The following is an 11,999-nucleotide window of genomic DNA, read 5'->3' on the forward strand; positions in this document are numbered from 1 at the left end:
GACCTGCACTGCATGCATCGGCTACACCTGCAATGCTGCCGTGCAGGTATTTGTGATAAATCTGCCGGAGAAAACCACCATGCAGCCGCATATTTCCTGCCTGTTCTCTCTCGCGGTCAAACCCGCAGAGTTCACTGAGTTCAAGGCATTGATAGCCACCATCGTCGCTGCAACTCGTGCTGAGCCGGGCACACTGGTTTACGAGTACAGCGTCAATGAAGACAACAGCACCGTTCACATCCTTGAGCGTTACAACGTCGATACCGTGGTGAGCCACGTAGACACCACGTTCGCGCCTTTCGGCCAGCGCTTCCTGAAGCTGTGCACCATCACTAGCCTGGTGGTCTATGGCACCCCCGATGCTGAAATCCGCAAGCGCCTGGACCCGTTCGGCGCCGTTTACATGACCCCGTTCGACGGTTTCAGCCGCTGAGTTGAAACGAGGCGCAGGCTCAAGAGTGACAACCGTGTCCTGCGCATCCCTATCCCGCACAGAGGTCACCATGTCCGCTATCGCTGAAGTTATTAAGTCCCGCATCTCCGCCAATAGCTACGACACTGAACGTTCATTGACGGACGCCCAGGTCGCCGAGCTGGTCAATCTGGCGACCCACGCCCCCTCCGCTTTCAACCTGCAAAACTGGAAGTTTCTGGCCGTGCGCAGCACCGAAGCCAAAGCGCGCTTGTTGCCATTAGCGTTCGGCCAGCAAAAGGTCATGGATGCCGCCGTGACGTTTATTGTCTGCGGCACCCTTAACCCACATGTAACCTTGCCTGCTGCATTGAAGCCGACCCTGGATGCCGGAATCATTGACCAGTCCATCTACGACATGTGGGTGGGTGCGGCTCAAGGCATGTACCAGGAAAATGCTCAATTGCAGCGCGACGAGGCCATTCGCTCTGGCTCACTCGCGGCAATGACCCTGATGTTGGCCGCCAAGGGCCAGGGCCTGGTTTCGACGCCGATGATCGGGTTCGATCAAGCTGCAGTGGCCAAGGAATTTGGCCTGTCAGATGAAGAAGTGCCGGTGATGTTGGTCACGGTTGGCTACCCGGGCGCGGCCAACTGGCCACAAAAGCCGCGTAAAGCCGTGAACGACGTCTTGCAGTTCGTTTAATCTGCCGCCCCGCATGTTCGGATTATCCGGGCATGCGCGGGTATTTTTGACCGGTTGGCATTAAAGCAACCCATGCTTCAACTCTCTGTATCTGTATGAGAAGGCTGAACAGGGCGACTACTTCCTGGCATTCAAGAATTCGCTGGAGTTCGCCGCTGACCTGCACAGCTTTTCGCAGCCCTGATGCGTGCCAATTAAACCCTTTAGCGCTCCCACTCGGGATGTGCGAAACGTTCAGTCAGAAAGCTGATCAGCGCCCTCACCTTGCTCGCCAAGTGCTTGCGCGTGGGGTAAACCACGTAAATGCCCAACTCGATGGAGCGGTACTCCGGCAGGATTTCCACCAGGGCTCCGCTGCGTAAATCCTCACCGACCATAAAGCTTGGCTGCAGGGCAATGCCGCCACCCGCCAGGGCGATGCTGCGGCACGTATCGCCATTGTTGCAACGCACGCTGGAACGGGTGCGCACGCTGACGCGACCATCGGGCCCGTCGAACAACCATTCATTGCCAGTCGCAAAGTTGGTATAGGCAATGACGCCATGGTCAGCCAGGTCCGCCAGAGTGCGGAGCGGCGGATGACTGGCCAGATAATCGGGGGCTGCACACAGGCACATACGCGTGCCAGCCAGCCGTCGCCCCACCAGGGACGAATTCTCCATGCGCGCAATGCGTATGGCCGCATCAAAGCCCTCATCCACCAGATCCACCAAACGATCATTCAGGCTGATATCCAACTCGACATTCGGGTGGGCGTTCATGAACGCTCCCCACAGCGGCGCAAGGTGCAGAACGCCGAAACTGACCGGCGCATTCACTCGTAGTACACCGCTTGGTTCCGGCGCGGCGGACGAGACAGCCTCCTCGGCCTGATCCATCAGGGCCAGCACCTCTCGCGCCTGATGGTAGAACTGCCGGCCTTCCTCGGTCAGCGAGAGCTTGCGCGTGGTGCGATGCAGCAACCGAGCCCCCAACCGCTCCTCAAGGGCACTTACATACCGCGAGATAGCCGCCTTGGACATTTCGAGGGCGTCGGCTGCGCCTACAAAAGTACCTTTATCGACCACCGTGCAGAACACCTGCATCTCCAACGCCCTATCCATAACTGTCTCACTTAGTGGAACTATCTATCACATGTGGCCTTATTTATCTCAAATTCACAACCTATAAACTGAGCCCATCGAAACAAGCATCAGCGCGGCATTTCCGTCGTCCTGCCTGCCTTGACCCGTTACTCCTTTAGAGCATTCCACCATGAACACCCCGTTCCCTCTGCTGTTTGTGTCTCATGGTGCTCCCATGTTCGCCATCGAGCCTGGACTTGCAGGTCCCCGCCTGGCTCAGGTCGGTCGCGACCTGCCGCGACCTGACGCCATCGTCGTCCTCTCTCCGCATTGGATGACGCGCGGCGAAGTCCTTGTCACGGCGAGCACCGCGCCTGCGACCATCCATGATTTTGGCGGTTTTCCCGACGCACTGTATCAACTGACCTATCCCGCACCGGGCGCTCCAGCCTTGGCTGGGCACATCGTAGACCTGTTGCAGGTCGCCGGCTGGCAGTCGCGACTGGAAGCTCAACGCGGGCTGGACCATGGCGCGTGGGTACCGCTGTTGTACCTGGCACCCGAGGCGGACATCCCGGTGGTCCAGGTCTCCATGCCGGCCAGTCTTGACACCCATCAGGCGTGGAAGCTGGGCGACGCGCTGAAGCCACTGCGGGATATGAATGTACTGATCGTCGCGTCAGGCAGCCTGACCCACAACTTGTACGAGTTCCGCGGCGCAACCCGCGAGAGCGCTGCCTACGTCGATGCGTTTGCCGCGTGGACAGCCCAAACCCTGCAGGACGGTAACACCGGGCAATTGCTGGACTTCATGCACTATGCCCCGGCTGCTCAGCGGGCTCACCCCACCGACGAGCACTTTCTGCCCTTGCTGATCGCCCTGGGCGCGGCCGGGGAAGGCTACAAGACACAGGTATTGGAGGGCGGCGTGACCTACGGCGTGCTGGCAATGGACAGTTACTTGTTTACCTCGGCCCCGTCCAATGGACACGAACCTATTCAACTGACTCAAGGCACTCTCGACCATGCGTGACACTACATTTTCCGACGCAGCCCGTGAACCACAAACCGGTCTGTTTTTCCGCAAAGGCTGCAGTACCTTCACCCCGAAAGGCCGCTTGATTCTGCTGCATGGTGTGGGTTCGAACGAAGGCAATCTTGCTTCCCTGGCCGAATCACTTCCCGAAGAGTTGGAGGTCATTCTGGTGCGCGCGCCCTTGCATGTGGGCCCCCAAGGCTTCGCCTGGTACCCAGTGAACTTCACCAACAACGGCCCATCCTTCAACCAGGAACAGGCTGAAGCCAGTCGCTTGCTGTTGCAGCGCTTTATCGAAGCGCTACCCGCCCTGCCGACGGTCATCGCAGGTTTCAGCCAGGGCGGCATCATGAGCGCGAGCCTGGGTGTCACTGAACCCGAACTGGTGGTGGGCTTTGCGATATTGAGCGGCCGCATGCTGCGCGAGATTGCGCCTCGGATCGCCTCAACCGAGCGTCTCAAGTCAGTCACGGCGTTCATCGCCCACGGCCACCAGGACGCCGTCCTGCCGGTGGACTGGGCAAACGAGGCAGATGCCTGGCTGGATCGTATCGGCGTCAAGCACGAAACCCATTTCTACAACATGGCCCACGAGATTATCGGTGAAGAACTGGCCGACTTTTCTCAATGGCTAAGCCACACGCTGTCCCTTGCCAACTAAACAAAAGGAGCTACACCATGATTGATTCTCGCACTGCACCCTACGCCGCAGTCGTGATGCGTCTGGCACTCGGCGTCATGTTCATCGCCCACGGTTTGACCAAAGTGCTGGTGTTCACGCCAGCGGGTACCGCAGGCTTTTTCGAGTCCATTGGTTTTCCGGGCTTCCTGGCCTATCCGGTCATGGCGTTCGAAGTGATCGGCGGTTTGATGCTGGTACTCGGGGTCTATGCCCGCTGGGTTGCCGCTCTGGCCGTGGTCCAGTTGTTCGTCGCGGCGACCGTGCACTTCGGCAATGGCTGGAGCTTCACCAACGCCAACGGCGGCTGGGAATATCCGATCTACCTGAGCGTCACGGCACTGGTCGTTGCATTGCTGGGTGAAGGCGCCTTTGCGGCCAAGCCATCCAACAATGCTTGATTGAGCCCCATATAACAGCTGCCGGCGCCCAGTGCGCCGGCATTTGCGCTTGTGGCACAGCGGGGTTCACGTCAAGCGTGAGGCCATGAAGCTGACAAACGCCTTGATCTTGGGCAGGGGCTGCCGGCTGGATGGCCACAGGATGCTGAACGTACGGTGATCACTGATGTAGCGGTCCAACACCGGCACCAAGCGCCCAACCGCGATGGCGTCCTCGATAAAAAAATCGGGCAGGCAGGCAACGCCCTGCCCCGCCTCCGCCATAGCCAGTAAGGCTTCAATCGCGTTGGATGTCGCCGATTGCCCCAGCTCCAGCGTGTCTTGCCCTTTCTTCATCACCAATGGCCAGGGATCAAGCTTACCGCTGGTGGGATAGCGGTATCGCAGGCAAGCATGGTTCGTAAGGTCCGCTGGCCGCGAAGGGACCCCCCTACGCGAAAGGTAGTCTGGCGATGCAACCAACCGATGGCTGTAGCCATTGAGCTTACGCATCATCAGTCGGGAGTCGTCGACTTCGCCGATGCGCATCACCGCATCGAAGCCCTCCTCGATCACATTGACCAAGCGATCACTGAACTCCAGCTCCAATTCCACTTCGGGATACGCTTGCTGAAACGCAATCAAATGAGGCATCAACCGCATGCCGAGCTGTGGCAAACCGAGGCGTAACTTGCCCTGGGGATTGCCTGCAGCCTGCGTGAGCTCTCGCTTGGCGACTTCATACTCAGCAAAAATCCGTTGGCAACGCTCCAGAAAAAGACTGCCCTCCGCCGTCAAGGTAATCGCCCGCGTGGAGCGATGGAATAGGCGCACTCCCAACTCTTCCTCAAGCCGCGCGACGGCCTTGCCAACGGCCGACGAAGACACCCCGATCCTGCGTCCGGCCTCAGTAAAACTGCGGGTATGCGCCGCCTGAACGAATGCGCTGAGCGCGCCGAAATGATCCATAAACAGCCTCGCCTATTTGAGCTTTATTTTCATAAATGATCGGAATTGCATCCTGTTTTTCTTTCTAACTATACCGTTTATAGTCCCCTCCATCGTGACTTTAGGGAGTGTTTCTTGCCTTCAACGTCGCGGCCATCCGCTAATACGAGCCTACCCCGATGACCTCTCAGACTCGCGCGCGCGCAATCGCCCAGGACCTTCAGCAGCACCCCGGCTATGCCCGTGTATTCAAACCGGGGCATTTGACCTTCGGTTTCATTGCTCCGCTGGAAAGCTACCCCAACAGCCCAGGCCCCACCTTGCAGGATCACGCGCAGATGGCTCAACGCGTAGACGAAGCTGGATTTTCCGCGATCTGGCTGCGCGATGTGCCGTTCTATGACCCTAATTTTGGGGACGTTGGCCAGATTCTCGATCCACTGGTCTATGCGGGCTACCTGGCTGCCGTTACCGAGCAAATTGCGATTGGCACCGCGGGTATCGTCCTGCCGTTGCGTGATCCATTGATTGTTGCCAAACAGGCCGCGAGCGTGGACCAACTGCTGGGCGGGCGGTTCATCCTGGGGCTGGCCACCGGCGACCGGCGATCGAATACCCGGCGTTCGGACTGAATTTTGACAACCGCGCCGAACGCTTCCGGGACGCACTGGGCATCATCTGCGCGACCACGCAAAGCCATTGGGCCACGCATACGTCGCGTTTCTATGGCCAGTTGAACGGTGAAATTGACTTGATCCCCAAACCCGTCGGGGCGCGCTTGCCCACCCTTATCGTCGGCCACGCGGGCCAGTCGCTGGAATGGATCGGTGAACACACTGACGGGATTCTTTCCTACACCTCCAACCCCGCGTTGATTCCCCAGGTGATCGAGCGCTGGCGTGCCGTCTGCGGCAACGAGGTGCACAAACCCTATGGCTACGGCACGTTGTTTGATCTGGATCGCGATCCGAACCATCCCGTTGAGGCGGGACGCGTGCTGCGCGCCGGGCGTAATACCCTGATAGAGCATTGGAAACGCCAGCAGGATCAGGGCGTGGGTCATGTCGCCCTGCACTTCAAACCACAGCGCCGCCCTGCCGCTGAAGTCATCGACGAACTGGCTGAATACCTCCTTCCGCATTTTCCAAGCATCGCCCTCCCCGTTGCCCCTCAACCTACGCAGGCCGCCCGATGAAACACCCCCTTCACCACATGGATTTTATCTTCCAGACCGCCATGGGCACCTATCCTCTGGCCGCACAGTGCGAAATGCTCGCCGAGCATGGCTATCAAGGCTTGACGATGTCTGCGTGGAGCCAAGACCTGAAGTCGATTCCTCGCGTCAAACCGACCTGGGGCCTGGACGTAGGCGCGGTCTACTTGATCTACCGCAAGGGCCTGGAATCATTCGTGACCCAGGTTTTCGAGAGCATTGAAGGTTGCACCACGATTGAACTGGCGCTGCATTCAGGTGATGAAGTCACGAATTTTGACCGCCGCATGCTTGAGCGCCTGTTGCCTATTTGTGAGCGCAGAGGCCTGAACATCAACCTTTATCCCCACGCACGCTACGGTATGCAAACGACCTCGGAAGCCGTCGCACTGTGCCGGGAGTTCAACCATCCCCTGCTCAATATCGTGTTCAACGGTTATCACTGGTACGCCACTGAAGAACAAGCGTTGGAAGAACGCCTTGATGCGATATGGCCTTGGCTCCAACACGTGAATATTGCCGGCACACGTCGCTCTCCATTGGGTTGGGGTGGTCTGGCGACCATCGAACCGCTTGATGAAGGCGAGATGGATAATTTCGTTCTGCTGGGCGCCCTTGAGCGCCGCGGTTTTACCGGGCGTGTTGGCGTGCTGGGGTGGCAAAGCATGGGTGGCGACGTCTACGGCAACCTGCGCCGCTCAGCCGCGGCATTTCGCTCCATGGAGCAACGCCTGGCCGCACACCCTGAATGGGCCTTATTGACCGAAACGCCACGCTAGGCGAGGAGACAGACCGTGGCCCATCGCGTCCATGCACTCGATTCATTTTTTTACTCTTCAATGGGCGTTTACGCCTTCCAGTCGCAGTGCGAAATGCTCGCCGAACTCGGTTATGACGGCCTCACCGTTTCGGCCTGGGGCGGCACGCCGCTGACCGACCTGCGCCTGCTGCCGCGCGTGGGTGAACTGTATGGCCTGCGCGTCGAAGGCCTCTACCTGGTGCTGCACGAAGGTCGCAATGATCACCTCATAAGGCGAATCATCGAAAGCGTCGAAGGGGTGGAACTCATCGAACTGGCGGTCCAGACCTCGGTCAACGGCAGCCCGGCCATTATGCGGTTCATCGAGTCGGTGCTGCCTATTGCAGAACGTCGAGGCTTGAGAATCGCGCTGTACCCCCATCTTCATCACGTCACCCAGACCACGGCTCAGGTGATTCAGATCTGTGAATACTTCGCTCATCCGCGCCTGGGTGCATCGTTCAATGGTTATCACTGGTACGCCAGCCAGGAAGGCGGACTTCAGCAGCGTCTTGAAGCCATGCAACCCTGGTTGATGCAAGTCGTACTTTCAGGGAGCGCGCTCAGCGAACTGGGCTGGGGCGGCGTGGCCACCATGGAGCCGGTTGACCGTGGAGAGCTGGACAACTTCGCCGTGGTCGCAGCGCTGAACAGCGTGGGATACACAGGCAGCATTGGCGTGCTCGGCTGGGACTACGGCGGCGATATTTACCTGAAGCTGCAACGCTGCCTGGTAACCCTTAGGGACATTGATAGTCGCCTGGAACGTCATCCGCATTGGTCGGACTTTTCATCGCTGTAACGCCCTCTCCACCTGGTATGAAAAAGGAGTCTGCAATGACTGCCCTCTCTGTGCTTGACCTGATGATGATAGGCGAAGGTAAAACCTTCACTGACACCCTGGATGACGCGGTCGCACTGGCGCGACAAGTGGAAGCCCATGGTTACAAACGTTACTGGGTTGCCGAGCATCATGACCTGCCGGGCATCGCCTCTTCGGCCACCACCCTGCTCATCCAGCATCTGGCAGCGGCCACACGCACCCTGCGGGTGGGCTCCGGCGGCATCATGCTACCCAACCACTCCCCGTTGATGGTGGCCGAGCAGTTCGGAACATTGGCCACCTTGTTCCCTGGCCGCATCGACCTGGGTATCGGTCGAGCACCAGGTTCTGCAGGGGCAGCCATCCGCGCCTTGCGTGGTGACGCTTCTGAGCGTGACTTCACTCAGGATATTCAACACTTGCAGGATTACCTGGCAGACAACGGGCATCAGCCGGTGCGGGCGATTCCCGGAGCCCACGACGTGCCACTTTGGCTCCTGGGCTCAAGCATGGCCAGCGCAGACCTTGCCGCCAAGCTCGGGCTGCCCTATGCCTTCGCGTCACACTTCGCACCGCGCTTTTTGATGGATGCGATCACGCACTACCGTACGTCGTTTCGCCCATCGGCGACGCTCGAGCAGCCCTATGTGATCGCAGGCGTCAATGTTTTTGCAGCCCCGTCGCGGGCCGAAGCCGATTACATCGCCAGCTCTCACCGGCAGTGGGTGTGCAACCTGTACACAGGTAAAGCAGGCCCGCTGCCCCGTCCCTCGGAGGGCTTCATGGATAAGCTTACAAATAGTGATCGGCACACGCTCAATCAGGCGATGCTATGCACCGCAACAGGTGACCAGGACGACGTCAGCAGTTGGCTACGCCAGTTCATTACAACGACCCAAGTCGATGAAGTGATCATTGATGCGCGCATTTATGACGCCAAGGCGCGTTGCCGCTCCTATCAACTGATCGCCGAATCCCTTGCCGATGTAATGGCTTGAGCCGGTCTGAGTTTCGTGATCAAAAAAGGCGCCGGCAATCCGGTTGAACGATTGACGGCGCCAAACCGTTTCAGCGCTATGGACGCCTCAAAACGGGTACTCAATCAAATCGCTAGTGCACAGCCTTTTGTCGCTTGAACGCCTGCATCAGTGCGTCCGTCGCCACGATCGCGTCATACACCAGGTCCGGCGTCACCGTGAACGGCATGTTGTGCATCGTGTCGTTTTTATCGCAGGCCAACTCCGCCAATTTTCTCCACTCCGCTTCCTTGAAGTGTTTGAGACCCAAGTCTTCGAGCGTCAGTGGCAAACCGACGGCTATCGCAATGTCTACCACTTCCTCGATTCGGCCAGAATGCGCGTGTCGCCTAGAACCACGTCATCACCCCCACGTGCCGCTTCCACGTGCCTGTTGATTTCGCTGTCGGAACACTGCCCGCCAAACACGGCCAACTCCGCGCGTTGTTCGTTCTTGAACCCCGGCATCGCTTTCTCATGAACCCGGCCGACGATAAATTGATCGCAGATCAAATAGCCATTGGCCCCGAACGCTTTGCCATGTATCGCTAAATCCACCAGCGCATCGGCCTGGACCAGAAATTTGGCCGGCGATGCAATGCCTTTGGTAATAGTCATCTCATTCCCTCATGTCGCCTGGGCAGAACGCTCAACGTGTGCACGCTTGAGCGATCTTCTGCGCTGATGACGAATCAGTTAAATACCATTCCGCCATCAATGATCACGGCCTGACCGGTCATGTAGTCGGAGTCAGGGCCGGACAGGAACGACACGCAGGCTGCCACGTCTTCGGGCTGGGAAAGCCGCTTCAAGGTGATGTGCTGGGCAAACTGTTCCATCCCCCACTCAATGCTTTGACTGGCGTTATCAGCCACATCCTGGGCAACCTTGCGCATCATCGGTGTATTGACGATGCCAGGGCAGTAGGCATTCACGGTGATACCCAGGTGCGCCAATTCCCGCGCCGCTGTCTGGGTGATGCCACGCACGGCAAATTTGGTTCCGCCGTACACCGCCAGATTCGGATTGCCGATATGGCCCGCCTGCGACGAAGCACTGATGATTTTGCCGCCATGTCCCAACGCCTTGAACGCGTTGACTGCCGCCTGTATGCCCCAGAGCACACCGCCCACGTTGATGTCGAACGTTCGCCGATAGATCTCTGGCGTAATCGCCTCGATGGGAGCAATGGGCGCAATGCCTGCGTTATTGATGAGCACATGCAGGTCACCCAGGCCATCCACCGCTGCCTGGACGGCCTTGAAAACATCCTCCCGATCGGCCACATCGACCGTTATCGCCAGGGCTTTGCCGCCCGTTTTCCTGATGTTTTCAGCCACTTGATCGGCCGTTTCAAGATTCATATCGGCGCAGGCTACGGCGAAACCATCCGCCGCCAAGCGCACGGCAATGGCTTCTCCGATCCCTTGACCGGCACCGGTTACAAAAGCAACTTTTCCCAAGGACTTACTCATGCTGGTGTTCCTTCTTATTCGTGATGGGGGGTTAAAGACTGCTCACACATCTGCCCAGGCTCAGAAACTCGCCTGCAGCTTCACACCGGCGACCCAGGCATTGTCCACCTCGTAAACGCCACCTGGATTGCGCACGTACTGCACGTTCGGGCGCACGGTCAGCCAATCGGTGACGTGCACGCCGTAATTGAGTTCGATGTTGTATTCGCTGTGCTGCACGGGAACGTACTGCGGGTCGTTGTAGTCACTGATGCCGGTGCTGTCATTGATCAGGCGCTGGCGCTTAGTGACGTCGTCATTGACCTTGAGGCGGGCGATGCCCACGCCGAGGTCATCTTTGGGCCGCGCATCAAACGGGCCTTTGTAGACCGCGCCGATATTCTGGAAGCTTTCGATGCCACTGGTGGCCTTGTCGTGCACGGTCAAGCTGGCAAATACGCTCAGACCGCGTGAGGCATCGCCGTTATGGGCAGTGAGCTGCTGTTGGCCAATGATCCATGCGCCGTGTTTGCTGCTGCGCGACTTTGGCGCCTGCCCGGTCAACACCTGCGGGTTACCGTTGACGTCGTCGTACAGGTCGTTGGCGCTGGCACTGCTGTGGTAGTAACCCAGGCGGTATTCACCGGGTAAGGCTTCTTCGCCGAGGGTTGGCTTCCAGATAATCTCCACCGGTACCAACGCGCCTTTGGTACCACTGCCGCTGAGCTTGAAACCGTTGCCTGTCTCCAGATACGACGGATTCTGCTCATACACCCCGACCTGCACCGCCCAGTGTTCATCGAGGTTATAGCGCACACGCCCGCCCCACTGGCTCACCGGCCCGCTGTACCAGATATCGCCGGCGACGTTGCCGATGGGGGCACTGCAAAACGACAGACTTTGAAAGTCGCATGGGAAGCTGGCGAAGTCATCGTTGACGCCCACGCGGCCGAATTTGAGGTCCAAGGCGCTGTTGAAAAATTTCTGGCGGTACCACATCTGGGTCAGGCGCCAGGTTTGTCCCCTGCCCCACACTTCCTGCACCGAGCTGAGTTGCGGTGCGCGGGGGTCAGAAACGCGATCGTTGGAGAGGTTGTTGCCATTGCGCTCCGTCACCAGCAGTTGGAACTCGGCCTCATTCCAGCCCAGTAATTTTTGCAGATCCAGGTGCGTGCCCAGTGCCCATTGCGCGGTGTAGCGCGCCGTGCGGTCATGGTTATAGCCCCCGTGCACATTGGTGGCGGCTTCGCCGACATAACCGACGATCACGTCAACGCCCTGCTCCAGCAGCTCACTGCGTACCCCTCCCCAATCTCCGGTCCCCCATTTCGAGTAAGCGTCGTCGGCAGAGGCAGGCACAGCGATGCATGACAGGAGCCCGAGCCCCAGCGGCAATGTCCAAGCGATGTTCATGTCGATTTACCCTATTGTTTTTATGTTTACGACACAGCGTTGACCGGACCGCAGGG

The 11,999-nt window shown here is 58.7% G+C and carries 14 protein-coding genes and 1 pseudogene; 9 read left to right on the plus strand and 6 right to left on the minus strand.

Annotated elements, in window-relative coordinates; genetic code table 11:
* Positions 1-79: 79 nt before the first annotated feature.
* Complete coding sequence (locus UB23_RS06215; protein WP_045058448.1) at positions 80-433, plus strand: putative quinol monooxygenase; 354 nt, start codon at positions 80-82, stop codon at positions 431-433.
* A gap of 70 nt (positions 434-503) precedes the next feature.
* The gene (locus UB23_RS06220; protein WP_045058449.1) at positions 504-1,118 is read left to right on the plus strand and encodes a nitroreductase family protein; all 615 of its coding nucleotides are present in this window, start codon (positions 504-506) and stop codon (positions 1,116-1,118) included.
* Positions 1,119-1,321: 203 nt separating this feature from the next.
* Here the strand turns inward: UB23_RS06220 and UB23_RS06225 are convergent, their stop codons facing one another.
* Positions 1,322-2,221 carry a LysR family transcriptional regulator gene (locus UB23_RS06225; protein ID WP_045058450.1) on the minus strand — a complete coding sequence of 300 codons (900 nt, stop codon included), beginning with the start codon at positions 2,219-2,221 and terminating at the stop codon, positions 1,322-1,324.
* 151 nt (positions 2,222-2,372) lie between these two features.
* Between UB23_RS06225 and UB23_RS06230 the strand changes: the two genes are divergently transcribed.
* Genes UB23_RS06230 through UB23_RS06240 form a run of 3 tightly spaced genes read left to right on the plus strand, consistent with a single transcriptional unit; the run spans position 2,373 to position 4,298 of the window.
* A complete protein-coding gene (locus UB23_RS06230; RefSeq protein ID WP_045058451.1) occupies positions 2,373-3,215 on the plus strand; it encodes a DODA-type extradiol aromatic ring-opening family dioxygenase in 843 nt (280 codons plus the stop codon).
* Positions 3,208-3,879: an alpha/beta hydrolase gene (locus UB23_RS06235; RefSeq protein ID WP_045058452.1), complete on the plus strand. Its 672-nt coding sequence runs from the start codon at positions 3,208-3,210 to the stop codon at positions 3,877-3,879. Before UB23_RS06230 ends, UB23_RS06235 begins: the two co-directional genes overlap by 8 nt.
* Positions 3,880-3,896: 17 nt before the next feature.
* A complete protein-coding gene (locus UB23_RS06240) occupies positions 3,897-4,298 on the plus strand; it encodes a DoxX family protein (RefSeq protein WP_045058453.1) in 402 nt (133 codons plus the stop codon).
* Between the two features lie 66 nt (positions 4,299-4,364).
* On the opposite strand, the gene UB23_RS06245 is transcribed toward UB23_RS06240, so the two are convergent.
* Entirely contained in the window at positions 4,365-5,246 is an 882-nt protein-coding gene (locus UB23_RS06245) for a LysR family transcriptional regulator (RefSeq protein WP_045058454.1), read from the minus strand.
* Positions 5,247-5,404: 158 nt separating this feature from the next.
* Between UB23_RS06245 and UB23_RS06250 the strand changes: the two are divergent.
* From UB23_RS06250 to UB23_RS06265, 4 genes and pseudogenes are all read left to right on the plus strand, one after another.
* Positions 5,405-6,420 (plus strand): annotated as a pseudogene (locus tag UB23_RS06250) (LLM class oxidoreductase).
* Positions 6,417-7,217, plus strand: coding sequence for a sugar phosphate isomerase/epimerase family protein (locus tag UB23_RS06255; protein ID WP_045058455.1), 801 nt, complete (start codon positions 6,417-6,419; stop codon positions 7,215-7,217). The pseudogene UB23_RS06250 and the gene UB23_RS06255 overlap by 4 nt, the downstream one beginning before the upstream one ends.
* A gap of 15 nt (positions 7,218-7,232) precedes the next feature.
* Positions 7,233-8,039, plus strand: a complete 807-nt coding sequence (locus UB23_RS06260; protein WP_045058456.1) for a TIM barrel protein — start codon at positions 7,233-7,235, stop codon at positions 8,037-8,039.
* A 35-nt stretch (positions 8,040-8,074) separates the two neighbouring features.
* Positions 8,075-9,058 carry an LLM class flavin-dependent oxidoreductase gene (locus UB23_RS06265; protein WP_045058457.1) on the plus strand — a complete coding sequence of 328 codons (984 nt, stop codon included), beginning with the start codon at positions 8,075-8,077 and terminating at the stop codon, positions 9,056-9,058.
* Between the two features lie 112 nt (positions 9,059-9,170).
* On the opposite strand, the gene UB23_RS30180 is transcribed toward UB23_RS06265, so the two are convergent.
* The 4 genes from UB23_RS30180 to UB23_RS06280 form a co-directional block, all read right to left on the minus strand.
* The gene (locus UB23_RS30180) at positions 9,171-9,395 is read right to left on the minus strand and encodes a hypothetical protein (RefSeq protein WP_052672971.1); all 225 of its coding nucleotides are present in this window, start codon (positions 9,393-9,395) and stop codon (positions 9,171-9,173) included.
* Complete coding sequence (locus tag UB23_RS30185; RefSeq protein WP_052672972.1) at positions 9,389-9,694, minus strand: hypothetical protein; 306 nt, start codon at positions 9,692-9,694, stop codon at positions 9,389-9,391. The genes UB23_RS30180 and UB23_RS30185 overlap by 7 nt, the downstream gene beginning before the upstream one ends.
* Before the next feature lie 74 nt (positions 9,695-9,768).
* Positions 9,769-10,551, minus strand: a complete 783-nt coding sequence (locus UB23_RS06275) for a (S)-acetoin forming diacetyl reductase (RefSeq protein WP_045058458.1) — start codon at positions 10,549-10,551, stop codon at positions 9,769-9,771.
* A gap of 60 nt (positions 10,552-10,611) precedes the next feature.
* Positions 10,612-11,943 carry a carbohydrate porin gene (locus UB23_RS06280; protein WP_045058459.1) on the minus strand — a complete coding sequence of 444 codons (1,332 nt, stop codon included), beginning with the start codon at positions 11,941-11,943 and terminating at the stop codon, positions 10,612-10,614.
* Positions 11,944-11,999: the final 56 nt, after the last annotated feature.

Origin of the sequence: Pseudomonas sp. ES3-33 (assembly GCF_000952175.1) — a bacterium.
GTDB classification, from domain to species: domain Bacteria; phylum Pseudomonadota; class Gammaproteobacteria; order Pseudomonadales; family Pseudomonadaceae; genus Aquipseudomonas; species Aquipseudomonas gregormendelii.

Excerpts from the sequence above, each read along its gene's own strand:
- UB23_RS06220 (WP_045058449.1), top strand. The coding sequence starts at position 504 with ATGTCCGCTATCGCTGAAGTTATTAAGTCCCGCATCTCCGCCAATAGC.
- UB23_RS06275 (WP_045058458.1), bottom strand. The coding sequence starts at position 10,551 with ATGAGTAAGTCCTTGGGAAAAGTTGCTTTTGTAACCGGTGCCGGTCAA.
- UB23_RS06215 (WP_045058448.1), top strand. The coding sequence starts at position 80 with ATGCAGCCGCATATTTCCTGCCTGTTCTCTCTCGCGGTCAAACCCGCA.
- UB23_RS06235 (WP_045058452.1), top strand. The coding sequence starts at position 3,208 with ATGCGTGACACTACATTTTCCGACGCAGCCCGTGAACCACAAACCGGT.
- UB23_RS06225 (WP_045058450.1), bottom strand. The coding sequence starts at position 2,221 with ATGGATAGGGCGTTGGAGATGCAGGTGTTCTGCACGGTGGTCGATAAA.
- UB23_RS06245 (WP_045058454.1), bottom strand. The coding sequence starts at position 5,246 with ATGGATCATTTCGGCGCGCTCAGCGCATTCGTTCAGGCGGCGCATACC.
- UB23_RS06265 (WP_045058457.1), top strand. The coding sequence starts at position 8,075 with ATGACTGCCCTCTCTGTGCTTGACCTGATGATGATAGGCGAAGGTAAA.
- UB23_RS06230 (WP_045058451.1), top strand. The coding sequence starts at position 2,373 with ATGAACACCCCGTTCCCTCTGCTGTTTGTGTCTCATGGTGCTCCCATG.
- UB23_RS30185 (WP_052672972.1), bottom strand. The coding sequence starts at position 9,694 with ATGACTATTACCAAAGGCATTGCATCGCCGGCCAAATTTCTGGTCCAG.
- UB23_RS06240 (WP_045058453.1), top strand. The coding sequence starts at position 3,897 with ATGATTGATTCTCGCACTGCACCCTACGCCGCAGTCGTGATGCGTCTG.
- UB23_RS06280 (WP_045058459.1), bottom strand. The coding sequence starts at position 11,943 with ATGAACATCGCTTGGACATTGCCGCTGGGGCTCGGGCTCCTGTCATGC.
- UB23_RS06255 (WP_045058455.1), top strand. The coding sequence starts at position 6,417 with ATGAAACACCCCCTTCACCACATGGATTTTATCTTCCAGACCGCCATG.